Annotated in this window: 23 protein-coding genes; 6 read left to right on the top strand and 17 right to left on the bottom strand. The window is 62.3% G+C overall.

Annotated features, from left to right (window positions below; translation table 11 throughout):
• The first annotated feature begins 59 nt into the window (after positions 1-59).
• Positions 60-926, top strand: a complete 867-nt coding sequence (gene hexR / locus JFT44_RS04840; protein ID WP_029290040.1) for a transcriptional regulator HexR — start codon at positions 60-62, stop codon at positions 924-926.
• Between the two features lie 163 nt (positions 927-1,089).
• Positions 1,090-1,287, top strand: coding sequence for a PA3496 family putative envelope integrity protein (locus JFT44_RS28590; RefSeq protein ID WP_057444237.1), 198 nt, complete (start codon positions 1,090-1,092; stop codon positions 1,285-1,287).
• On the opposite strand, the gene JFT44_RS04835 is transcribed toward JFT44_RS28590, so the two are convergent.
• A complete protein-coding gene (locus JFT44_RS04835; protein WP_057440568.1) occupies positions 1,217-2,191 on the bottom strand; it encodes a LysR family transcriptional regulator in 975 nt (324 codons plus the stop codon). The two genes, JFT44_RS28590 and JFT44_RS04835, sit on opposite strands and share 71 nt — an antisense overlap.
• A 195-nt stretch (positions 2,192-2,386) precedes the next feature.
• Here JFT44_RS04835 and JFT44_RS04830 point away from each other — a divergent pair, with 195 nt between their 5' ends.
• A complete protein-coding gene (locus JFT44_RS04830) occupies positions 2,387-3,802 on the top strand; it encodes an acetyl-CoA carboxylase biotin carboxylase subunit (RefSeq protein WP_029290035.1) in 1,416 nt (471 codons plus the stop codon).
• Positions 3,803-3,813: 11 nt separating this feature from the next.
• Complete coding sequence (gene oadA, locus JFT44_RS04825) at positions 3,814-5,622, top strand: sodium-extruding oxaloacetate decarboxylase subunit alpha (RefSeq protein ID WP_115129316.1); 1,809 nt, start codon at positions 3,814-3,816, stop codon at positions 5,620-5,622.
• Positions 5,623-5,700: 78 nt separating this feature from the next.
• On the opposite strand, the gene JFT44_RS04820 is transcribed toward oadA, so the two are convergent.
• Positions 5,701-6,957, bottom strand: coding sequence for an autotransporter domain-containing protein (locus tag JFT44_RS04820; protein ID WP_198830398.1), 1,257 nt, complete (start codon positions 6,955-6,957; stop codon positions 5,701-5,703).
• Positions 6,958-7,107: 150 nt separating this feature from the next.
• Between JFT44_RS04820 and JFT44_RS04815 the strand changes: the two genes are divergently transcribed.
• Positions 7,108-7,374, top strand: a complete 267-nt coding sequence (locus tag JFT44_RS04815; protein ID WP_198791863.1) for a transcriptional regulator — start codon at positions 7,108-7,110, stop codon at positions 7,372-7,374.
• A 3-nt stretch (positions 7,375-7,377) separates the two neighbouring features.
• Here the strand turns inward: JFT44_RS04815 and JFT44_RS04810 are convergent, their stop codons facing one another.
• From JFT44_RS04810 to JFT44_RS04800, 3 genes are read right to left on the bottom strand one after another with little or no spacing between them, the layout of a single operon-like run.
• Positions 7,378-8,049, bottom strand: a complete 672-nt coding sequence (locus JFT44_RS04810; protein WP_057961202.1) for a GNAT family N-acetyltransferase — start codon at positions 8,047-8,049, stop codon at positions 7,378-7,380.
• A gap of 10 nt (positions 8,050-8,059) precedes the next feature.
• Entirely contained in the window at positions 8,060-8,506 is a 447-nt protein-coding gene (locus JFT44_RS04805) for a GNAT family N-acetyltransferase (protein ID WP_057440565.1), read from the bottom strand.
• The gene (locus JFT44_RS04800; RefSeq protein ID WP_057961201.1) at positions 8,503-9,138 is read right to left on the bottom strand and encodes an FMN-binding negative transcriptional regulator; all 636 of its coding nucleotides are present in this window, start codon (positions 9,136-9,138) and stop codon (positions 8,503-8,505) included. Before JFT44_RS04800 ends, JFT44_RS04805 begins: the two co-directional genes overlap by 4 nt.
• An 87-nt stretch (positions 9,139-9,225) precedes the next feature.
• On the opposite strand from JFT44_RS04800, the gene JFT44_RS04795 reads away from it, so the two are divergent.
• Positions 9,226-10,767: a PLP-dependent aminotransferase family protein gene (locus JFT44_RS04795; protein ID WP_186625684.1), complete on the top strand. Its 1,542-nt coding sequence runs from the start codon at positions 9,226-9,228 to the stop codon at positions 10,765-10,767.
• A 68-nt stretch (positions 10,768-10,835) separates the two neighbouring features.
• Here JFT44_RS04795 and JFT44_RS04790 read toward each other — a convergent pair whose 3' ends face one another.
• From JFT44_RS04790 to JFT44_RS04735, 12 genes are all read right to left on the bottom strand, one after another.
• Positions 10,836-11,927, bottom strand: coding sequence for a polyamine ABC transporter substrate-binding protein (locus JFT44_RS04790; protein WP_057440563.1), 1,092 nt, complete (start codon positions 11,925-11,927; stop codon positions 10,836-10,838).
• Complete coding sequence (locus JFT44_RS04785) at positions 11,924-12,958, bottom strand: histone deacetylase family protein (protein ID WP_198830397.1); 1,035 nt, start codon at positions 12,956-12,958, stop codon at positions 11,924-11,926. Before JFT44_RS04785 ends, JFT44_RS04790 begins: the two co-directional genes overlap by 4 nt.
• 136 nt (positions 12,959-13,094) lie before the next feature.
• The gene (locus tag JFT44_RS04780) at positions 13,095-14,087 is read right to left on the bottom strand and encodes an AraC family transcriptional regulator (protein ID WP_057440561.1); all 993 of its coding nucleotides are present in this window, start codon (positions 14,085-14,087) and stop codon (positions 13,095-13,097) included.
• A 50-nt stretch (positions 14,088-14,137) separates the two neighbouring features.
• A complete protein-coding gene (locus tag JFT44_RS04775; RefSeq protein ID WP_120734359.1) occupies positions 14,138-15,115 on the bottom strand; it encodes an asparaginase in 978 nt (325 codons plus the stop codon).
• A 77-nt stretch (positions 15,116-15,192) separates the two neighbouring features.
• Complete coding sequence (locus tag JFT44_RS04770; protein ID WP_198830396.1) at positions 15,193-16,644, bottom strand: sodium:alanine symporter family protein; 1,452 nt, start codon at positions 16,642-16,644, stop codon at positions 15,193-15,195.
• A gap of 1,196 nt (positions 16,645-17,840) precedes the next feature.
• Complete coding sequence (locus JFT44_RS04765; RefSeq protein WP_198830395.1) at positions 17,841-19,067, bottom strand: hypothetical protein; 1,227 nt, start codon at positions 19,065-19,067, stop codon at positions 17,841-17,843.
• 447 nt (positions 19,068-19,514) lie between these two features.
• Positions 19,515-20,474: a PDR/VanB family oxidoreductase gene (locus tag JFT44_RS04760; protein WP_057440558.1), complete on the bottom strand. Its 960-nt coding sequence runs from the start codon at positions 20,472-20,474 to the stop codon at positions 19,515-19,517.
• A complete protein-coding gene (locus tag JFT44_RS04755; protein WP_057961195.1) occupies positions 20,467-20,874 on the bottom strand; it encodes a Rid family hydrolase in 408 nt (135 codons plus the stop codon). Before JFT44_RS04755 ends, JFT44_RS04760 begins: the two co-directional genes overlap by 8 nt.
• Entirely contained in the window at positions 20,871-21,905 is a 1,035-nt protein-coding gene (locus JFT44_RS04750; RefSeq protein ID WP_057440556.1) for an aromatic ring-hydroxylating dioxygenase subunit alpha, read from the bottom strand. The genes JFT44_RS04755 and JFT44_RS04750 overlap by 4 nt, the downstream gene beginning before the upstream one ends.
• A gap of 21 nt (positions 21,906-21,926) precedes the next feature.
• A complete protein-coding gene (locus JFT44_RS04745; RefSeq protein ID WP_034116488.1) occupies positions 21,927-22,154 on the bottom strand; it encodes a recombinase-like helix-turn-helix domain-containing protein in 228 nt (75 codons plus the stop codon).
• A 1-nt stretch (position 22,155) separates the two neighbouring features.
• A complete protein-coding gene (locus tag JFT44_RS04740) occupies positions 22,156-22,473 on the bottom strand; it encodes a hypothetical protein (RefSeq protein WP_057440555.1) in 318 nt (105 codons plus the stop codon).
• 2 nt (positions 22,474-22,475) lie between these two features.
• Positions 22,476-23,618, bottom strand: coding sequence for an FAD-dependent monooxygenase (locus JFT44_RS04735; protein ID WP_057440554.1), 1,143 nt, complete (start codon positions 23,616-23,618; stop codon positions 22,476-22,478).
• Positions 23,619-23,628 lie beyond the last annotated feature (10 nt).

The following is a 23,628-nucleotide window of genomic DNA, read 5'->3' as shown; positions in this document are numbered from 1 at the left end:
TAGTATAACTACAAGCTTGCTACATCCCTGGCGTCTGCCAATAACAAGAGTCCTGCCCTTTGAACCTGTTGCAACATATCGCCCAGTCGCGCCACCTGTTACGCAAATCGGAACTCAAGGTTGCCGATCACGTGCTGCTTGACCCTGCGGCCGTGATGCACAGTTCCATGGCTGACCTTGCCCACAGTGTGGGGATCAGCGAGCCGACCATCGTGCGCTTCTGCCGCGCCATCGGTTGCTCGGGGTTCCAGGACTTGAAGCTGAAACTGGCCCAGAGCCTGGCGGCCGGTGCCAGCTTCGGGCAGTTCGCGATTCATGAAGACGACTCCGTCGCCGACTACAGCCTGAAAATTTTCGACACCACCCTGCACACCCTGATGGAAGTGCGGGAGAAGCTCGACCCGATCGAGCTGCAAAAAGCCGTGACCGCCATGTCCCAGGCCCAGCGCGTGGAGTTCTATGGCTTTGGCGCGTCGGGTGCGGTGGCGGCGGATGCCCAGCACAAGTTCTTCCGTCTGCTGCTGACGGCGGCGGCCTACAGTGACCCGCATATGCAGGCGATGTCGGCGGTGACGTTGAAACCCACCGATGTGGCGATCTGTATTTCCCAGTCGGGCCGCTCCAAGGACTTGCTGATCACCGCCAACCTGGTGCGTGAAAGCGGCGCCTCACTGATCACCTTGTGCCCGAGCCAGACGCCATTGGCGGAGCTGTCCACGGTCAACCTGGCGATTGATGTGCACGAAGACACCGAGATCTACACCCCGCTGACCTCGCGGATTGCCCACCTGGTGGTGATCGACGTGCTGGCGATGGGCGTGGCCATGGCGCGTGGCCCGAGCCTGGTCAACCACCTCAAGAGCGTCAAGCGCAGCTTGCGCAGCCTGCGGCTGTCGCCCAAGTCCGTCAAAGCCCTCGACGACTGACCCAAGGTGGCACTCGGTCAACTGTGAGAGCAGGCAAGCCAGCTCCCACAGATTTGCTCGGTGTTGCACCGGCAAGATTCATCGTCCTGTAACCCGCGTGCCGCCAAACCGTCATCCCCCGCGCCCATCCTGAACTCCCCGTACTCGCATTGGGAGACTCGAAATGGCCCGGCACTACGAAGACAGCACCAGCACCGTCAAAACCCGTCGTCAGCAGGAAGACCAGCGCCGCATGGCGTTCCGTCGTGCAATTGAAGACCGTTGTGACCAGCGTCAACTGCTGCAGAGCATCAGCGACTATCCGGAGCTGCACTGGCAGGCGCCCGCGGCTGCCCAGCGAAGCGTTCAGCCAGCACGCTGATCTGCACCCGCTCGTTGCGGATAAAGCCCAGGAACGCATGGGCCACCGGTGACAGGCGCTTGGCCTTGGCCTGCACCAGGCACCAGCTGCGGTACAGCGGCAGCTCTTCCACCGGCAACTCCTTGAGCCCGCCGGTGGCCAGCTCCAGGTTCAGGGCGTGGCGCGTCAGCAGGGCCACGCCCAACCCCGCCACGACGCACTCGCGCTGTGCCTCGGCCGAGGCCACTTCCACCGTCTGGGTGAAGTGCACGCGCTTTTCCTTGAAGTACTCCTCGCAGGCCAGGCGCGTCCCGGAGCCCGGCTCGCGCAACAGCAAGGTGTAGGGTTCCAGATCCTGCAGGCGCAATGGGCCTTGCAGGTTCAGTGGGTGGTCCGGCGGGGCCACCGCGACAATCGGGTTGTTGAGAAAGGGCAAAAATTCCAGGCCCATGTCCTGCGGCACCATGGACATGATCACCAGGTCGTCACGGTTGTCCGACAGCCGGCGGATCACCTGGGCGCGGTTGACCACCGTGAGGTGCAACTGCACCTCGGGATGCTGGCGCTTGAAGGCGGCGAACAAGTGCGGCACGAAGTATTTGGCACTGGACTCCACCGCCAGCTTCAATTGCCCCTGCAGCGAGCCCTGCATGTCCGAGAGCTGCATATCAAGGTTTTCCAGGCGCCCGAAGATGTCCCGGCTGGCCCGCTGCAGGGCTTCGGCGGCTTCGGTCATGTAGAGCTTTTTGCCCACGTAGTCGAACAACGGCTGGCCGACCAGCTCTTCGAGCTGGCGAATCTGTAGGCTGACGGCGGGTTGCGTAAGGGACATTTCCTCGGCAGCGCGGCTGTAGGAGCGCAAATCGCAGACTTCATTGAAGATTTGCAATTGACGTAATGTCATACGCATCAGTGACTTACGCATAATTCAAAGCGGCTCGCAGGGGGCGGTGGGGTCAACTATAAGTCTTTACTTATACACAACCCAATAATTATTGATTTTTGTTAATCCCTAAGTGCGCATAGTGTGTGTCTGGCGACTGACCTGAAACATTTAGTCACGCGCCGACCTGGTCTAGCAGGTCGAAGAACGCAGCAATCGGCTCAAGGGAATTTCCAAGTGATAACAAAGATCCTGATCGCCAACCGTGGTGAGATTGCCGTCCGCATTGTGCGGGCCTGTGCCGAAATGGGTATTCGTTCGGTGGCGGTCTATTCCGACGCTGACCGGCACGCCTTGCACGTCAAGCGCGCCGATGAGGCCCACAGCATTGGTGCCGAGCCCCTGGCCGGTTACCTGAACCCGCGCAAGCTGGTGAACCTGGCTGTGGAAACCGGCTGCGACGCGTTGCACCCTGGCTACGGCTTCCTCTCGGAAAACGCCGAACTGGCGGACATTTGCGCCGAACGTGGAATCAAATTCATTGGTCCATCGGCCGAAGTCATTCGCCGCATGGGCGACAAGACCGAAGCGCGCCGCAGCATGATCAAGGCCGGCGTGCCGGTGACGCCGGGCACCGAAGGCAACGTCGCCGACATCGCCGAGGCGCTGACCGAAGGTGACCGCATTGGTTACCCGGTGATGCTCAAGGCCACCTCCGGTGGTGGCGGTCGCGGCATTCGTCGCTGCAACAGCCGTGAAGAACTCGAACAAGCCTTCCCCCGCGTCATCTCCGAGGCCACCAAGGCCTTTGGTTCGGCGGAAGTGTTCCTGGAAAAATGCATCGTCAATCCCAAGCACATCGAGGCGCAGATCCTCGGCGACAGCTTTGGCAACGTGGTGCATCTGTTCGAACGTGATTGCTCGATCCAGCGCCGTAACCAGAAGCTCATCGAAATCGCCCCCAGCCCCCAACTGACCCCCGAACAGCGTGCCTACATCGGCGACCTGTCGGTGCGTGCGGCCAAGGCCGTGGGCTATGAGAACGCCGGCACCGTGGAGTTCCTGCTCGCCGAGGGCGAGGTGTACTTCATGGAGATGAACACCCGGGTGCAGGTGGAACACACCATCACCGAAGAAATTACCGGCATTGATATCGTTCGCGAGCAGATCCGCATCGCGTCCGGCCTGCCGCTGTCGGTAAAACAGGAAGATATCCAGCACCGTGGCTTTGCGTTGCAGTTCCGTATCAACGCCGAAGACCCGAAGAACAACTTCCTCCCAAGCTTCGGCAAGATCACCCGTTACTACGCCCCCGGCGGCCCCGGCGTGCGTACCGACACGGCAATCTACACCGGCTACACCATCCCACCGTTCTACGACTCCATGTGCCTGAAACTGGTGGTATGGGCGCTGACCTGGGAAGAAGCCATGGACCGCGGCCTGCGAGCCCTGGACGACATGCGCCTGCAAGGCGTGAAGACCACCGCCGCCTACTACCAGGAAATCCTGCGCAACCCGGAATTCCGCAGCGGCCAGTTCAACACCAGTTTTGTGGAAAGCCATCCTGAGCTGACCAACTACTCGATCAAGCGCAAACCCGAAGAGCTGGCCCTGGCCATCGCCGCCGCCATCGCCGCCCACGCAGGCCTGTGAGGAATATAACAATGAGCAAGAAGATCTTCGTTACCGACACCATCCTGCGCGACGCCCACCAATCGTTGCTGGCCACCCGCATGCGCACCGACGACATGCTGCCGATCTGCGACAAGCTCGACAAAGTCGGCTACTGGTCCCTGGAAGTCTGGGGCGGCGCGACCTTCGACGCTTGCGTACGCTTCTTGAAAGAAGACCCGTGGGAGCGCCTGCGCAAACTGCGCGCCGCGTTGCCCAACACGCGCCTGCAAATGCTGCTGCGTGGGCAGAACCTGCTGGGCTACCGCCATTACAGCGACGACGTGGTCAAAGCCTTCGTGGCAAAGGCAGCGGTAAATGGCATCGACGTGTTCCGTATCTTCGACGCCATGAACGACGTGCGTAACCTGCGCGTGGCCATCGAAGCGGTAAAAGCGGCCGGCAAACACGCCCAGGGCACCATCGCCTACACCACCAGCCCGGTGCACACCATCGAGGCGTTCGTGGCCCAGGCCAAGCAGTTGGAGTCCATGGGGTGCGACTCCATTGCGATCAAGGACATGGCCGGCCTGCTGACCCCGTATGCCACTGGCGAACTGGTCAAGGCGCTGAAGGCCGAGCAGAGCCTGCCGATCTTTATCCACTCCCATGACACCGCCGGTTTGGCCGCGATGTGCCAACTCAAGGCTATCGAAAACGGTGCCGACCATATCGACACCGCCATCTCCAGCTTCGCCTGGGGCACCAGCCACCCGGGTACCGAGTCGATGGTCGCCGCCCTCAAAGGCAGCGAATTCGACACCGGCCTCGACCTGGAGCTGTTGCAGGAGATCGGTCTGTACTTCTATGCCGTGCGCAAGAAGTACCACCAGTTCGAAAGTGAATTCACCGCCGTCGACACCCGCGTGCAAGTCAACCAGGTGCCGGGCGGGATGATTTCCAACCTGGCCAACCAGCTCAAAGAGCAGGGCGCCCTCAACCGCATGAGCGAAGTGCTGGCGGAGATCCCACGGGTACGTGAAGACCTCGGCTTCCCGCCGCTGGTCACGCCAACCTCGCAAATCGTCGGCACCCAGGCGTTCTTCAACGTGCTGGCCGGCGAGCGCTACAAGACCATCACCAACGAAGTGAAGCTGTACCTGCAAGGCGGCTACGGCAAGGCGCCGGGCACGGTGAACGAGAAGTTGCGTCGCCAGGCCATCGGCAGCGAAGACGTGATCGACGTGCGCCCAGCCGACCTGCTCAAGCCGGAAATGACCAAGCTGCGTGGCGAAATCGGCGCGTTGGCCAAGTCCGAAGAAGACGTGCTGACCTACGCGATGTTCCCGGACATCGGCCGCAAGTTCCTTGAAGAGCGCGACGCCGGCACCCTGGCCCCAGAAGTATTGCTGCCGATCCCGGAAGCCGGCGGCGTGGCCCGTGCCGGCGGTGAAGGTGTGCCGACCGAGTTCGTGATCGACGTGCACGGCGAAAGCTACCGCGTGGATATCACCGGTGTTGGCGTCAAGGCCGAAGGCAAGCGTCACTTCTACCTGTCCATCGACGGCATGCCGGAAGAAGTGGTGTTCGAACCGCTCAACGAATTCGTCGGCGGCGGCACCAGCAAGCGCAAGCAGGCCAGCGAGCCGGGCCATGTGAGCACGGCGATGCCGGGCAATATCGTGGATGTGCTGGTCAAGGAAGGCGACGTGGTCAAGGCCGGCCAGGCTGTGCTGATCACCGAAGCGATGAAGATGGAGACGGAAGTGCAGGCGGCCATCGCCGGCAAAGTCACCGCCGTTCACGTAGCCAAGGGCGACCGGGTCAACCCGGGTGAAATCCTGATCGAAATCGAAGGCTGATCCCCAGCCTTCGAGACTACCGCTTAATCCTCGGGGGGGCATGTGCCCCCTTTTTTTTCGTCTGCAAACCGTGCGAAATCAGAACGTCAGGGTCCATTGGCCCATCACGGCCTGGTTGCTGCTGCGCGCGCCAAAATCGCCGGTGTAGGTCAGGCCCACGCTCTGGGTGGTCGATACGCCCAGCCCCAGCCCGGCTTGCAGGGCCATGCTATTGCGGTCCAGGGCAGTGCCCTCGATGGTGAAATCGCTGTTGAACACCGACCTGTCCACCCAGGCCGAGGACTGGCGCACGCGGTTGCCGACATCGCCATACAGGTGTTTCCAGCGGGCGCTGAAATGGGGTTTGAGGGGCATCTGGTTGTCCAGGGTATAGAGGCTGGTCATGCGCAGGCCGAAGGTGCTGCTCAGGTTCTGCTGGGTCTGCTCGCCGACATTCAGGGCGCTGAGGCCGCCTTTTTCCTTGAAGCGCTCGCGCTGGTAGCGCTGATAACCGATGCCCGCGAACGGTTCGACGGTAAAACTGCCGTGGTCCGCGCGATAGCCCATTTCGCTGAAAACCGTCTGGCTTTGCGCGGTGTACTTGCCCTTGAGTTGTTCGCGATGGTCGATGAAATCAAAATCCACGCTGCGCTTGTTCAACCCGGCGTGATTGCTGTGGATCGCCCCCAGGCGCAAGGCCAGCGGCCCATCCTGGCGCACCGCGTAAGCCCCCAGGTGCCAGCTGTCGAGCGCGGCCTTGAAGCGTTTGGCGCTCAGGTCACTGGTCGTCTTGGCCCCCATCACACCCATGCGCCAAGCGGGGTCCACGGCCCAATCGGCGCCCAGCACCACGCCCTGGTTACGCTGTTGCAAATCGCCACCGCCGTGCTGGCCGTTCAGGCTGCCGGCGTTGCCCAGGCCCTGCAGCCAGACACGACCGTTGGCATCGCCGCTCACGTCGCTCATGGCCGCCAGCAAACTGCTCTGCAGTGGCTTCAGGCTGTTCTGGGTGGCGCTGCCCAGGTTGGCGTTCTGGCTGGCAGCCAGTTGCTCCAGCACCGCGCCGATTCTTCCAGGGGCCAGGTTGCCCATATAGCGGGCGTCATCTGCAATCAGATACTTTTCTCGCGCGCTCAGGTCGCCCGACTCCAGCACCGCATCCACCGCACGGTCCAGCACCTGGGCCACAGCCCGGCCATTGCCGGTGGTGGCGTAGTCAATGAAATAAAAAGGACTGGCCGGTTCAGGTTCGCTGGGCGGCGACCCCATATCCCCGCGTGCAGCGGCCAGTTGAATGCTCAACGCACTCAGCGCGAAAGTGATGACAAGGGCGAGTCGTTTGGATGTGCAGGGCATAGGTCCGAACCTCTGAGATGTGAGGCGGGAAATTTAGCGAGGCGCTGGAGGGATAACTGTCAGGGTAAGCGTTTGCGGTTTGCGGGACAGATCTTCAGTGCCAGGTGAATAAAGGCGTAAGGGTTGTGGCCTGGAGGAAGGTGTATTTTATTGGATACACGCGCCTTGTTGATCGAGAGTGTGGAGCAGGGCCTGGCCGAAGGTACCCTGCAGGTCGGCGAAGCCTTGCGCCGGCTGCGTGTGGAGGTCACCGGCCTGCACCAGACTCCGTTCGCCAGGATGTGCAGGATTTCCCTGCGCACCCTGGTGCATATCGAGCACGGTGAGGGCAATCAGACGCTCAAGTCGTTGAACGCGGTGTTCCGGCCGTTCGGCTTGCAGATGGGCTTGGTCAAGGTTCGGCGTCCGTTGAGCTGAACGTCAGCCCCGGCATTCAGTCAGGGTTTTCGCCTGTCCATCGGCCGTCTGGTTAGCCTCCCCAAGCCAGGCCTCAAACCCGGCGCCGACCTTCGGCCACTCTCCATCGAGGATCGAGTACCACGCCGTGTCGCGGTTCTGCCCCTTGACCACCATATGCTGGCGGAACACCCCTTCAAAACTGAACCCCAGGCGCTCGGCTGCGTATTTGGAGCGGGCGTTACCGTTGTTGCACTTCCATTCCAGGCGCCGGTAGCCCAGCTCAAACGCGTGCCGGGCCAGCAGATACACGGCCTCGGTGCTTTTCGGTGAGCGCTGCATTGGGGCGCCGAAGGTGACGTGGCCGATTTCGATGCGGCCCTGGGCCGGGACGATCGACATCAGGCTGAGGATGCCCTGCACGTCGCCGCTGGCGCGGTCGATCACGCTGAAAAAGTACGGATCGCTATTGGCCGCATGGTTGTTCAGCCACGCATCAAAAGCGGCGCGCTCGGTAAACGGGCCGTAGGGCAAATAGTCCCACAGCTTGGGGTCGGCACCGGGGCCCTGGAGGGCTTGCCACAGGCTATCGGTGTGGCGGGCCGGGTCGAGTTTTTCCAGGCGGATAAAGCGCCCTTCGATCAGTTGGGCGGTGGGCGCCGGGGCGCCTTTCCAGTCTGCGAGTGAGGTCGACATGCTGTGCTCCTTAAAGGCCTTTGCGAAACTGGATAAAGCCGGGACGTTCGGCGATGCGTTCGTATAACGCAATCGCAGTGGCATTGGTCTCATGGGTCAACCAGTGGACCTTGCAGCACCCCTCGGCCTTGGCGGTGGTGTAGACGAATTCGATCAATTTGCGACCAACTCCGGCACCGCGCTGGGCGGCGTCCACGAACAGGTCTTGCAAGTAACAGGAGCTTTCGATGCTCCAGTTGGAGCGGTGATAGATGAAGTTGACCATACCCACCGCCTTGCCGTCCTGCCAGGCCAGGGCCGAATGGGTCGGCTCGTTGCGGTCGAGCAGGCGTTGCCAGGTGCTGGTGCTGACGGCGTCCGGCAACTGCGTGTCGTAGAAGCGCAGGTAGGCCTGCCACAGTGGCAACCAGGCAGCGTGGTCGGCGGCTTGCACCCGGCGGATGTCGATCTGGCTCATAAGGGCTCCTTGGGAATGAATCGGGCGAGGGTTTGGTCACGCACGTCAAAGCTTGCGGCCAGCCCTTCGCGTACGCCGGCGATATCCGCCGCGCTGCGGTTCTGGCTGAGCTTACGCTTGCCTTGCAGGCGCTGGATCGGCAGGGCGAACCCGACGATGGCTTTGAGCATGCCGTCGATGTAGTCCACCGGAGCATCGCTGACTTTCCACGGTTGGGCGCGCCCGTTTTCGTGGCGGTCGGTCAGGGCGCTGACCAGTGTGAGCAGGCGCTCGGCATCGGTGAACACCTCGGCCTGGCCATAGGCGTGGACCGCCAGGTAATTCCAGGTGGGCACCACTTTGCCGTGTTCGGCCTTGGCCGGATAAAACCCTGGGCTGACATAGGCCTCGGCACCGGCAAAAATCACCAGGGCCTCGCTGCCGTTCTGCAGGTCTTGCCACTGGCGATTGGCCTTGGCCAGATGGCCGTAGAGGGTGCCATTGGGTCCTTCATCGGGGTTGAGCAGCAGCGGCAAATGGCTGGCCTGCAGGCCGTGCTCGCCAAAGGTCACCAACTGCGCCAGGCGCGTGTGCCGGATCAGTTGCTGCAGTTCGGGCAAATCGTCGAGGGCAAAGGCGCGAGGCGTGTACATAAATATTTTCCTTGGCGAATGCCTGCATCCTAGGCAGGCTAATGGTCTGTTGTAAGAGCCATCTCAGGCCAATTTCATAGGTCCAATATGTCGCCCATGTCATTCAACCCTGCGGGTATTGAGCTGGATCGCCGTCAGGGCCTGACACGCCAGCTGTACGAGGCCCTGCGCCAGCGGGTGCTGGATGGGCGGCTGGCCAGTGGGACCCGGCTGCCCGCCAGCCGGGATCTGGCGGCGGCGTTGTCGATTTCCCGCAACAGCGTGGTGCGGGCCTACGATCAGTTGTATGCCGAAGGCTTTATCGAAGGACGGGTGGGCGATGGGACCTATGTGGCGCAATTGCCCACCACCGACCCGGGCACAAAAAAATTATCCACAAAAGTGTCCACAGGGTTATCAACAGGCTTATCCCCAGCCTTATCCACAAAACCCGCAAATATAACTGGGAATTTATCCAGTGAAGTTATCCACAGTCCCGCTCTGGGTCGTCTGGAAAACAACCATTTACCGCTGCCACCCAGTGGCCCTCCACGGGCTTTTCGTGTCGGTGTACCGGCCTTCGATCTGTTCCCGTTTGACGTCTGGGCCAAGCTGAATGCGGCTTTTTGGCGCAAGCCTGACCTGCAACAACTGTGTTACGGCAACCCGGCGGGGGATGAGCGATTGCGTGGGCTGATCGCGGCTTACTTGCGCAGCTCGCGAGGCATGCAATGCACCGCTGAGCAAATTGTGATCACCAGCGGCGCGCAACAGGCAATCAGCCTTTGTGCACAGCTACTGGTGGGCCCTGGGGATAGCGTGGCAATTGAAAATCCCGGCTACCGGGCGGCAGGGCATGCGTTTGCCAATGCCGGGGCAAAACTCCAGGGCGTGGAGGTGGACGCAGAGGGCATCGACTGCACGGCATTGAACGCGCTCAACGATTGCCGCCTAGCCTATGTCACGCCTTCCCACCAGTACCCGACGGGGGTGGTCATGAGCCTGGCCCGGCGCCTGGAGTTGCTGGCCTGGGCCGAGCGCACGGGCGGCTGGATCATCGAGGATGACTACGACGGTGAGTACCGTTACAGCGGCGCGCCCCTGGCACCGCTGGCGGCCCTGGATCGCAGTGATCGGGTGCTCTATGTGGGGACTTTCGGCAAAGTCGCGTTCCCGGCGTTGCGCCTGGGTTATCTGGTGCTGCCGCCGGGCTTGGTGAGCGCCTTCACCCAGCGGCGCGCCGTGGACGTACGGCATTCGGAGGTCAGCACCCAGGCGGTGATGGCCGAGTTCATGGCAGCGGGGCACTTCCAGCGGCACATCCGGCGCATGCGCCGCGCCGCCTTGAGTCGTCGCAATGTCTTGCTGGCCGGTTGGCCCGACGACGTGCCTGGCGTGGGTAGCCTGCCCGGTGTCGCGGCAGGCTTGCACCTCACGGTACGGGTGCAAAGCCTGGCCCGTGAGGCGCAGTTAGTCGCCCAGGCCCTGGCAGCGGATGTAGAAATCAACGCCCTGAGCAGCTATTGGCTGCCCGACACCCACTCGGCACCGGCCCAGCGCGCCGGCCTGGTGCTGGGGTTTGCCGCCGTGCCCGAAGCGGCTATCGCCCAGGCCCTGGCGCGGCTGCGCAAGGCCTGGCAGGTGGGTTGATCTGGGAGCCGATCGCTTTCGGTGAGGCGCCGCCGGGGCCGGAGAGGGTGCTCCCCGGCCATGATTGCTCAGGTCCCGGACTTGATCTTGGTCCAGGCGCGGGTCCTGGCGCGTTCGGCGTCACGGGCCAGCGGCTTGAGGGTGTAGAGCGTGGCCATCGCCGCCTCGGTCGGGTACAGGTTAGGGTTGTTGCGGATCGCCGGGTCCACCAGCCCGGTTGCGTCCTTGTTCGGGTTGGGATAGCCGACAAAGTCGCTGATGGGCGCAATGACCTGGGGTTGCAGCAGGTAATTGATAAAGGTGTAGGCGTCCTGCGGGTTTTTCGCGCCCTTGGGAATGGCCAGCATATCGAACCAGATCGGCGCGCCCTCTTTGGGCAGGCGCATGTCGACAATCACCCCGTTCTTGGCTTCCCTGGCGCGGTTGGCCGCCTGGGAGAAACTGCCGGAGTAGCCGACGGCCACGCAAATGTCACCGTTGGCGATATCGGCCATGTACTTGGAGGAGTGGAAGTAGGTGATGGAGGGGCGGATCTTCATCAGCAACGCTTCGGCTTTTACATAGTCCTTGGGGTTGCTGCTGTTGGGGTCCAGGCCCAGGTGCTGCAAGGCCAGGGGCAGGATTTCCGATGGCGAATCCAGCAGCGCGACCCCGCATTGCTTGAGCTTGCTGATGTTCTCGGGCTTGAAGATCAAGTCCCAGCTGTCCACCGGCGCGTCGGCCCCCAGCACGGCCTTGACCTTGTCCGGGTTAAAGCCAATCAGGATGGTGCCGTACATATAGGGCACGGCGAATTTATTGCCCGGGTCGTTGGCTTCAATCAACTGCATCAGCTTGGGATCGAGGTGGTTCCAGTTCGGCAACTGGCTGCGGTCCAGGGGTTGGAACACCCCGGCCTCGACCTGCTTGGCCAGGAACACGTTGGACGGCACTACCACGTCGTAGCCGGAGTTGCCGGTCAGCAGCTTGGCCTCCAGGGCCTCGTTGGTGTCGAAGATGTCGTAGATCAGTTTGATCGCCGGGTTCTGGGCCTTGAAGTCGTCCAGGGCCTTGGGGGTGATGTAGTCGAACCAGTTATAGACCCGCAGGGTTTTTTCTTCGGCGTGGGCGGCGGTGCTCAGCACGGCGGCACAGAGCACAAGCGACTTGAGCATGTTCATTGGGCAGCCCCCTCAAAACCTTCGAGAACGTTGACGGCATTGATGCCGATTTCTTCCACCGCATAGCCGCCTTCCATCAAAAACAGCGTCGGCTTGCCCAGGCGAGCGATGCGCGCACCCATGGCCAGGTAGTCCGGGCTGTCGAGCTTGAACTGCGAGATGGGGTCGTCCTTGAATGTGTCGACGCCCAGGGACACGACGATGATGTCCGCGCCATAGCCTTCGATTGCCTGGCAGGCCTGCTCCAGTGCGGCGCTCCAGGTGTCCCAGGCGGAACCGGCCGGCAGTGGGTAGTTGAAGTTGAAGCCTTCACCGGCACCGTCGCCCAGCTCATCGGCGTAGCCGAGGAAAAACGGAAACTCTGCCTCCGGATGCCCGTGGATCGAAGTGAACAGCACGTCACTGCGCTCATAGAAAATCGACTGGGTGCCGTTGCCGTGGTGGTAATCGACATCGAGGATCGCGACCTTTTTGTGGCCCTGATCGAGAAAGGCCTGGGCGGCGATGGCGGCGTTGTTGAGGTAGCAATAACCGCCCATCAAGTCACTGGCGGCATGATGCCCCGGCGGGCGGCACAGGGCGAAGGCACTGTGGGCACCGTTTTGGATCGCGTGTTGTGCGGTCAGCGCGACCTGCGCTGCGCTGTAGGCGGCTTGCCAGGTGCCGGCGGTGATCGGCGCACCGCCATCGAAGCTGTAATAGCCCAGTTGGCCATGCAGGCTGGTGGGTAATACGCGGCGCAGGGTGCGGGCGGGCCAGGTGTAGGGCAGCAGGTCACCGTCCTGGCCGAAGGCCGTCCAGCGTTGCCAGGCCCCTTTGAAAAACTCCAGGTAGTCGCGGCTGTGAACACGTTGCAGCGGCGCCAGGCCGAAGTCCTGCGGCGCTTGCACCGGGCCTAGTTCACGGTCCTTGACCCGTTGCAGCACATGGTCGGCGCGCGAAGGCATTTCGAAGCAGGGCATCAACTGGCCGTCCATCAATTCGCAACGGCCATGGTGCAGGTGGTGATCGTCCGAGTAGATCGTCAGCATTTTTATTGTTCTCCGCAGGCAGGTTGGGATGCCTTGCAGTGTTGCGGTGTACGCAGGTTTGGAGAACGGCAGGAGCGGCCAAAAGGGGATAAATATGGCCAAATTGTCTGTCCGAAATTCGCCCCTACATGGGGCGTCATGCTCGAAATTGACTCGGCGCTACACCGCTCCAGCGTACAAAGGCATGCCGGAAGCTCGCGGTCTCACTGAAACCCAACTGCTCGGCGATGCGGTAGATCGGCCACTGGTCTTGCGCCAACAGTTGCTTGGCGCGCTCAAAGCGCAGTTCGTCCAGCAGTTCCTGGTAGCTGCAGCCCAGGTCATGCAGGTGCCGGCGCAGGGTGCGGGGTGAACAGTTCATCTGCTGGGCCAGGCCATCCAGCCCGGGGGCGGCGTGCAGTTGCGCCGCGAGCAACTGGCGCACTCGCCCCAGCCAGGCCTCGCGCCCGGTGAATTCGGTGTTCTGTTTGCGGCAGCGTTCGGCCATTGCCCGGTGGGTCACCGTGTCGGCCAGGGGCAACGGTTGGGCGAGCCAGCGTTGGTCAAAGGCGAACGCATTGGCAGTGGCCTGGAATTGCAGCGGGCAGTCGAAACACTCGGCGTAGCGCGCCTGATAATCCGGCGCGGCATGCTCAAAGCGCGCACCCAGCAGCGGCAGCGGGTGGCCGAGCAAGTCGTCGCAGATTACCTTCAGCGATCCCAGGCACAGCTCCACATTGAAGGCGGTCAGTGCCGGGCTTTCGCGGTAATCGCTGGCGGTGAACCAGATACGCTCACCGTCTTGCTCCAGGCTCAGCTCGAACAGTGTTCCCAACAGCGCCGGATAACGTAGGGCCAGGCGCAAAGCGTCACCGAAAGTGGCACTGGTGAGCAGCGCATAGCCGAGCATGCCGTAGGCCGATACGTGCATCCGTCGCCCCACGATCAGCCCGATATCACGCTGCAAGGCCACGGCATTGGCGCACACCTGCATTTCCTGGTGCGTGGCGATGCGTGTGTCGGCGCGGCTCAAGTCCGCCGCACAGATGCCACTGCCGGCCAGCAGCGCTTCGGCGGGCAAGCCTTCGGCCTTGAAGGTGCTGAGCACCAGGGAAACGGCATTGAGGGTGGTGAGGTGGGAGTGCAGCATGGGAACTTCCAGCCAGGGGATGGCTGGAAGTGGAGCAAGTTATATGCCGCTCAGCTCAGTTCACCGCACAGGTCCAGTTCGACCAGACGCCGTACTGCGTCGTTGGGCAGCCCGGCGCCGAGCAGGGCTTGCAGCTTGCCGAACACGGCTTCGCGGGTCATGCCGCCACCGGACAACACGCCGACCCCACGCAAGCGGCTGCCCGCTTCATACACGTCCAGTTCCACGCCACCTTCATGGCATTGGGTGATTGCGACCACCACCACGTCCCGATCCAGCGCGCGCTGCAGGCTGGCGAGGAACGCCGGGTTATCGCTGGGCCCGGTGCCGCTGCCAAAGCATTCGAGCACCAGCGCCTGGATGCCGCTGGCGACCAGGGCGTCCAGTTGCCCGGCATCAATGCCCGGCACCAGCGGCAACACACCGACATTGGCCAGGGCCTTGGGCTGGCGGTAGTCCAGGGCGGCGGGCAGGGCCTGGGCCTTGGCCACGCCACCGTTGCGCTGCAGTGCAGCAAAGGGATGACGGCCAAAACTGCGGATTTTCGCGCAGCGGGTCGGCGCCATCAGTGCGCCGTGGAAGTACAGGTGCACGCCGGGCGCGAGGCCTTCGCCCAACGCTGCCAGGGCGCCGCTGACGTTTTCCCAGGCATCGCTGTCAGGCACGCCGGCCGGCAGCATTGAACCGGTGAACACTACGGGCGACGGTAGGCCCAGCAGTTGGAAACTCATGGCTGCCGCGCTGTAGGCCAGGGTGTCGGTGCCATGCAAAATCAGCACGCCACCGCAGCCCTCGTCCACAGCCTCGACCACGGCGCTGCGCAGGTGCTGCCAGTAGGCGGGCGTCATATTGGCGCTGTCGATCAGCGGCGACATTTCCCGAAAGCGCCAGGCTGGCGCTGGCAGGTGGGCAAGCTGTTCGCGCATGCGCGCTTCAAAGCCCGAAGCGGGCGCCAGGCCGTTGGCGCTGGCCTGCATGCCGATGGTGCCGCCGGTGTAGAGCACCATGATGGTGTTAGCTTTGGACATCGAAGAATCTCCTGAACGAAAAACGCCGCCGGGCCCAGAGCATGCCCAAGGCCGGGCGGCGTGTCATCTATCTAGGCTCAGCGTTGCACTTGGGCGTTCAGTTCAGCAGTCGCTTGAGCCGTTGGCTCCGGCTGCACCGGGTTGGCCGGCCAGGCCTTGCGGTCCAGGTCCAGGTCAGGGAACTGGCTGGAATCGAACACCGGGGTCTTGATGCCCGCCGCGCGCTGGCTGTCGTAGTCGTTGAGGATGCGCATAGCGATCTTGAACAGGAACGCCAGGGCGAACAGGTTGACGAACGCCAGCATGGTCATGGTGATGTCGGCGAAGGCGAACACGGTGCTCAGGTTCTCGATCGAACCCCAGAAGATCAGCACCAGCACCAGCGCGCGATAACCGATCAGCACCTTGCGGTTGTTGCCCACCAAAAAGCGCAGGTTGCTCTCGCCCAGGTAGTAGTTGTACATGATCGAGGTGAACACGAACAACGCCAGGGCCACCGAGATAAACATCCGGCCCCAGTCACCGACCACCGCCGCCAGGGAGTTCTGGGTCAGGGCAATGCCGTCGCCTTCAAAGCCTGGGGTGTAGAAGCCCGAGAGCAGGATCAGCAGGGCGGTGCAGGTGCAGATGATGAAGGTGTCGAGGAACACGCTGAACGCTTGCACCACACCTTGGGCGACCGGGTGTTCCACCGAGGCCACGGCTGCCACGTTGGGCGCGCTGCCCAGGCCCGCTTCGTTGGCAAACACGCCGCGCTTCACACCCATGATGATCGCGCTGCCCACCAGGCCGCCGAAGGCCTGGTCCAGGCCAAAGGCGCTCTTGACGATGGTCGCGAGCATGGCCGGTACCTGGTCGAATTGCAGCACGATCACGTAGACCGTCACGGCGATATAGACCAGGGTCTTGACCGGTACCAGCAGGTCGGCAATCGAGGCAATGCGCTTGATCCCGCCGATAAACACCAGGCCCAGCAACACCGCCAGCGCCAGGCCGGTGTAGGTGGTGTCGAAGCCAAAGGCGTTGTTCAGCGAGTGGGTCACGGCATGGGCTTGCAGGCCATTGAAGGCGAACCCGAAGGTCACCAGCAGCAGAAACGCCATGACCATCCCCAGCCAGCGTTTTTGCAGGCCGTGCTGGATGTAATAGGCCGGGCCGCCACGGTAGGTGCCTTCGGCGTCGGTACGTTTGTAGAGCTGGCCCAGGGAGCACTCGATAAAGCTCGAAGACATGCCCACCAGCGCGGTGACCCACATCCAGAACACTGCGCCCGGGCCGCCCAGGGTCACGGCAATGCCGACCCCGGCGATGTTACCGGCACCCACCCGTCCGGCCAGGCTGAGCATCAGCGCCTGGAACGAACTGAGTTGGCCGGCACTGCTTTTCAGGCTGTCGCGAAACACCGCGAACATATGAAAGAAGTGACGAAACTGAACGAAACGCGAGCGGATCGTGAAGTAACCACCGAGCCCGACAATGAGCACGATCAGTACTTTTCCTGAGAGGAAGTCGTTGATGACTTCTAGCATGGAGTATTCCTCGCTGTTTTCTGTAAAGGCAAAAGCCGGACGGCTCGACTCCACACCATTTCGCAGACAGCACGATAGGTGGGGCGAGGGCTCGTCCCGGTTCCATGTCGCGGGTTGTTATTAGTTCGGCGTTCGCATGCGGCTGACGATCGTGCATGCGAAGAGGGGCGGCACTATACCTAGGTGTGCGCCAGCCGTCTGCAAGCAGCGCAATTGAGCGAGGAATGGTCGAGCGTCACACTGACCTAATGTGGGAGCTGTTGAGCTTTGGCGAGGTTGCGATAGGCATGAGTCTTTACACAACTCTTTTCTCTGGTGCTTATTGGGTTTGTGTACATATCCGTTGCTGGGGTTACGGCGGCTATTGGTTCCGCTCTTACAGCGGGTCACTTTTGGAAAAGAGCCCCAAAAGTAACCAAAAGGGCTCCTGCCCCACCACTCGGCACCTCGCCTAGGCTCGGTGTGCCCGTCATCCGACATTGATTTGGGGGGCCGCCGCGATGGGCCATCCATGGCCCAGCGCGGCTAACCCGGCGTCCTGCCGGGTTACCCCCCAAATCAATATCGGATGACGGCCAGCGTGGTTTAACGGGGCGCCTAAGATCAAAATCACAAGCAAAGCGAGGCGGCCTGACAGCCGACCTGATCGTCCAGGCGTGCGCGGCCCCCTGTGGGAGCTGGCTTGCCTGCGATGGCGGCAGGTCAGCCAATAGATTTATCGACTGATACACCGTCATCGCGGGCAAGCCAGCTCCCACAGGGAATGCAGCTTCGCGCTCTGGCTCTGCTGTTGCTTTGCTGTTGCTCTGCTTTTGATCTGGCTTTTGATCTCAGGCGCCCCGTTAAACCACGATGGCCGCAGGCAGGTATTGCGCAGTGGGCACCCCGGCATGGATGCCGGGGTAGCCGCGACACGGCCATGGATGGCCGATCGCGGCGGGCCCACGGAGCAATGCCTGACTGCGGGCATGCCGAGCCTAGGCGAGGCACCGAGTGGTGGGGCAAGAGCGCTTTGCTTACTTTGGCGCTCTTCCAAAGTGAGCCGCCGTAAGGGCGGAACCCTAAGTGGCCATGACCGCAGCAATGGATATGTACTCACACCCCACAACCAAAAAAGAGCAAGTCGTGTAGATACTCATGCCTATCGCAACCTCGCCAAGGCTCAACAGCTCCCACCGTTGATTTTTGTTGCCTGGTTAGAAGTAGTAACCAATATTCACGTTGGTGCGGTAATACCACTCGTTGCTGCCCACCGAGCTGGTATTGGTAAAGCCGCTGCCATTCTCGGCCCCGCCATAGGGGTTGGCGTTGCGCGCCCAGGTAAAGTCGACCCAGGCCATCACCGGCATCGCCAGGAACTGCGCGCCCACGGTGAACATCTGCGAATCATCCCAGGCGCTCTTGTCTTTCATCATCCGGCTGTAGTCGGTGTACAACTTGACCTTCTTCAACTGCCCCAGCGTCGGCGTGTAGACGTCATAGCCGAGGTTGATCGAGGCGAGGGTGGCCTTGGACGCGATCAGGTACGCGGGGGGCAGGCCGTTGCCGCCCATCAGCACCGAGTCCTTGCTGACGCCGGTGGGGTTTTCAGGGTCGTATTCGTAGCGGATGGCCTGGCTGGTAACGGTCCACAGCCCCTTGTTGATGATGGCGTGTACACCGGCGGCCCAGTAGTCGCCGTCGTCCCGGGTGGTGGCGTTGTACAACTGGGCGGTGGCCAGCGAGGCGCCGATCTCGGTTTTCCAGCCATCGCTGTTGAAGGTCCGCGCTACGCGGGCGTTGAGTTGGTTGCGCTTCTCGTTGTCCTGGCGCGATTGGATCGCGGCAATCGCATTGTCCTTCAGGTCGGCGTAACGCCCGACTTCAGGCGAGTAGCGAAGGTCGCTGGGCAACATGCGCGGGAAGAAACCCAGTTGCACGTCCCAGTCCTGGTCCTTGTAGCTGTACTTGAGGCCGGTGCCGGCACTTGAGGCATAGCCCATGAAAAACGGCAGGTGGTAGCTCCAGCCAAATTGCGGATACGGCTCCAGGCCAAACGGCTTGAACGGCGCTCCCAGTTGCACGTTGGAGTTGGCATTGAGCCGATAGCCGACGAAACCACGGTCGATGGAGCGCTTGCCGTCGTCCTGGAACCAGTAGCCGATATCGCTATAGAGGCTCTTGTAGGTGGCCTGCACGTCCAGGCGGAACGTGTCGAAGAGGAAGCGGCCATTGTTCTCGGTGGTGTCCCAATGCTCGTCGCGATAGTTGGTACGCAGCGCACCACCGATATCCAGGCTGGCGTCGCCGGCCTCACTGCGCCAGGCAATATGCGGGAATGGTTTATTGGCGGCGTTGGCCCGCACCGGTTCGGAAGGGATGGGTTCTGCGGCGAAACTGCTGAAACTGGCAAACATCAATCCTGCACACAAGACACGCTTCATAGAGACCTCTCTACCGGGTAATCGGCAACACTCGTCCGCTTGCCTTTAAAGGCAACTAAGGAGGGAGCGGGTCTTACCGGGTTTAAGTGTTGGTTATTATTGTTTTATCGGCGAAACGCCGTTTAATCAGTGAATGCACAGGGGTAGAGCAGGAAGTGTGCCAGGCGGCGTATTTACTGGGGTTTTATAAAAACCTGCTTGAAAACAATTGTTTATATGGGAAACAAAGCGCTTTGTATAACCCATGAAACAACCTGTAAGTGCGGTAACAAAGTTGCTCGGGATAGGTGCGTCTTTATTGCACGCTGCCAATGAAACGGGCAATTTTGTGTTTTACGGGTGAATAATAAGTTGCCTACTTATTTACTCGATAGATGGTCTGCCTGACATCGTGGCGAGGGGACAAGCCCCCTCGCCACAACAGCCCCACCACCGAGCCTATGCAGACTAAAGGTCCAGCACCAAGCGCCGGCTCTTGCAGCCCGAAACGCACACCATCATCGACGTGTTCGCCGCACGCTCGGCCTTGGTCAGTACCCCGTCGCGGTGGTCGATCTCGCCTTCCACCACCCGCGTTTCACAGGAGCCGCACACCCCCTCGCGGCAGCTGTGGTCAATGTCGCAACCGGCTTCAAGCAGCACATCCAGCAAACTCAAACCGGGCTCCACCGACAGCGTCTTGCCGGACTTTTTCAGCTCCACGCTATAGCGGCTCTGGGCATCTTCGCTGGGCGGCAGTTCGGCGGCGGTAAAGCGCTCGATATGGGCATGGGGATAACCCAGGCGCTCACAGGTGCCCTCGAACGCATCCAGCATCGGCGTCGGCCCGCAGCAGTAGAAGTGCGTATCTGCCGGTTGGCCAGCGAGGTAGGCGGCGAGGTCCGGCGGCACGCCTTTCTCGTCGTTGAAGTGGTACACCACCCGCGCATCCAGGCCGTTCAAGGCTTCCACCAATGCCGCTTCCTGGCGCGAGCGTGCGCAATAGATCAGCTCGGCGGATTTTCCCTGGGCCAGCAACTGGCGGAACATGCAGTAGATCGGGGTAATGCCGATGCCACCGGCCACCAGCACACTGTGGCTGGCGCTCAGGTCCAGCGCGAAGTTGTTGCGCGGCGCCGAGATCGACAGCGGCATGCCGACCCGCAGTTGGCTGTGCACATATTCCGAGCCGCCGCGGCTGTTGCGGTCACGCAGGATGCCCACGGTGTAGCGCCCCTGGTCGCTGGGGGAGTTGAGCAGCGAGTAGCTGCGCACCAGGCCGTTGGCCAGGTGCAGGTCGATGTGCGAGCCGGCCTCGAACGGCGGGAACACGGTATCGCCCAACGGCCGAAACTCCACGCTGATGATGCCTTCGGCTTCATAGCGCAGGGTATGCACGCGGGCATTGAGCAGGGAGGGCTTAGACATCATTCACCTCTGTGACGGTACGCAGGTCGACATCGAGCTGGGCACTGGCCTCGATCTCGACCCGTAGTTCAGGAAACACCAGTGCGTTGACGGCCACCAGGGTGGACGTGGGAAACACGGCCTGCCCGGCGAAAAAATCCCGTCGGGCGCGGCCCACTTGGTCTTTGTCGGCGATATCAGTGAGGTACACCGTCAGCCGGTAGATATTGCCCACGTGCCCGCCGGCCGCCGTCACCAGCGCCTGGATCTTGCCCAGCACCACCAGGGTCTGGGCGTAGCAATCCAGGGGGGCCTCGCGGCTGGCGGGGTGCGCGGTCATCCCCGACATCACCACTTCGCGGCCGATCAGCAGCGCATTCGACCAACTGGCCCCGGCGGGCGCCACCACGACCGCGTTCATGGCAGTTGCTTCGCGTCGATCAGTTCAAGCTGGGCCTTGGCCGCGTTTTTCAGGTAACGGCGCATGCGCACCACGCCCAGGTCGTGCTGGTAGAGGTTTTCGCGCTGGTTGGCGTCCGGCTCCATGAATTCCAGCAGCACCCGATCCTGCTCCAGCACGGCCCAGTGCCGCGCTTCCAGGCGGTTCTTGTAAAGGAAGCGCCAGGTGTCGCGCTGCCAGCCGGTCAGCGGTCGGCAGCGCCAGTGGAACACCGCCGAGAGCGCGCGGCTGCTCGGCGTGTAGCTGCCGATAATGGTGAAGTTGCCGCCCGGGCCGCCGGTTTTCGGGTAGGGGATTTCCAGGCGCAGCCAATGGCAGCCGTTGTCCATGAACTCGGTCCAGTCGAAGTTCACCCCGCGCTGGCCTTCCTTCTCGAAGAAGAACCCGTTGTCGGTGTCGCGGGTGACGAACTTGGCGGTGGCTTCGCCTTCACTCATCGAGTGCGACATCTTGTGCAGGTAGGTGCCGTGCATCGGGTCCATGACGTTGTCGATCACGTAGCGGTAGTCGCCTTTCCACTCGGTGTAGCAGACGAAGCTGCTCCACTCCGGCGAGGTCAGTTGCTCGGGCAGCACCAGTTCCGGCGGGGTCTCTAAATGCGCGTCGGTGGCATTGAACAAAAAGATCGCGCCTGCCGCTTCGCGGGTATGGAACATGCGGGTCGGGCGGCTGCCTTCGAGTTTGCAGCCGGGGCTGCCGGGCACCTTGGTCACGGTGCCGTCACAGCGCACTTCGACGCCGTGATACGGGCATTGCAGGCGATCACCCAGCACCGGGCCCTGGGACAGCGGCGCGCCGCGATGGGGGCAATGGTCTTCGAGGGCGTGTACGCGGCCATCGTTGTCGCGCCACAGGGCGATCTTGTAGCCGAGGCGGCGCACCGACACCGGCTTCTCCCCCAACAGGTCCGAAGGCAACACCGGGAACCAGAGGTCTTTGAGGCCATTGGCCAGATGGTTTTCAACAGGGTCGACGGTCAATTGCATAGTCATTGTTCTATTCCTTCTGCCGGGTCATTCGCCCAGCCGGGCCATCAGGGTTTGATAGGCATCTGCCGTCCACTCGCCGCTGGTCAGCGGGCAGGGCGGGCCGGCCAGGTTGAGGTGGGCGAGCAGCGCCGGCAGCTCGGTCACGCCGTTGCCGAAGGCGCGTTCGATGGAGTCGCCCAGCAGCTCTTCAAACTGGGTATTGGGCCGTTTGCGCGCCTGATGGGGCTCGAGGAAGCGTTCGGTAGTGCTCATGTCATTGACCTCCGTTGCGTACCCGTTCGCGGATGGTTTCGCGCACGGGGATAAAGTCGTATGTCGGGAAAACTTCAGTGCTGAACACGCCCCACGCCGAGCGCTCAAGCTCGACGTTAAGGGCTGGCAGCAGGCTCGGCGGCAAGCGCAGGGTGACGATCTGGCCCAGGCCCATGGCCACGGTCCAGCTCACCAACTCCACGCCCTGCGGTGGAAAACGCTCCCACCAATCCTGCTGCTTCATATGCCGCTGAATGTCTTCCAGGTTCTTCGATTGGTCGTGCTTGAGCAGCACGGTCACCAGCAAGCTGTCGCTCATGTTCAGGCCGCGCTTTGGGTGGGGATGGTCCAGGCGTCGTAGCCATAGACCCAATCGGCGTTGCCGCCGTCCTTGAGCCACTGGTTGCCCCGCGAGCCGATCTGGATCTGGCTGGTGCGTTCCAGGCGCGCCTGCTGATAGCCCTGCAAGGCCGCGGCGACCTGGGACGGGCTGTCGAGGTCTTGCAGGTAACGGGCGAGCACCACCGCATCCTCGATGGCCTGGCCGGCACCCTGGGCCATGAACGGCATCATCGGGTGGCAGGCATCGCCCAGCAGGGTGATCGGGCCCTTGGACCAGAACGGCAGCGGGTCGCGCTCATACAGCGCGGTCTTGAGCACATCGCTGCACGCATCCAGCAGGGCGCGGGCGTCGGGGTGGAACGCCTGATAGTGGCTGCGCAGCTCGTCGGCATCGCCAGCGCTGGTCCACGATTCTTCGTGCCAGCTGTCCTGGGCGGTGGTGGCGAAGATAAAAATATCTTTGCCCTGGTTGAGCGGGAACGTAACGATCTGGCTCTGCGGGTTGGGGCCCCACCACTTGGTAAAGGCCTGGATATTCGGCACATGGGCCACCAACTCGGCCGGCACCACCGCGCGGTACGCCACCACCCCGGTAAAGCGCGGGTGCTCTTCGCCAAACAGCGCGTTGCGCACCACCGAGTGGATGCCGTCGGCGCCTATCAGCACATCGCAGCGGTGCTGGCTGCCGTCCTTGAAGTGCAGGCAGATGCCGTCGTCAGTGTGCTCAACCCGCTCGGCGCGCTTGGCGAATTGCACCTGCTCCAACGGGAACACTTCGGCCAGGGCAGCCAGCAGGTCGGCGCGGTGGATGGTCAGTTGCGGGGCGCCGTACTTTTGCTCGGCGGCGTCGGACATTTCCAGGCGTGAAGTCTCTTCGCCGCTGTCCCACATCCGGCTGATGCGATGGGTCGGCCGGGCGGCCGGGATGCGCACGGCGGCGCCAATCCCCAGGCCATCCAGCGCACGTACCGCGTTGGGGGTGAGGTTGATGTCGGCGCCGACCCGCAAAAAGGCCTTGGACTGTTCAAACACGGTGACCTGGTGACCGGCGCGGTGCAGGGCGATGGCGGCGGTCAGGCCGCCGATACCGGCACCGGCGATAGCAATATTCAGGGAAGGCATGGGCGACTCC

The sequence above is a fragment of the Pseudomonas sp. MF5691 genome, from assembly GCF_016405645.1.
GTDB classification, from domain to species: Bacteria; Pseudomonadota; Gammaproteobacteria; order Pseudomonadales; family Pseudomonadaceae; genus Aquipseudomonas; species Aquipseudomonas shahriarae.
The sequence above is the reverse complement of the archived record's forward strand: the minus strand, read 5'-3'. Positions and strand labels throughout refer to the sequence as shown.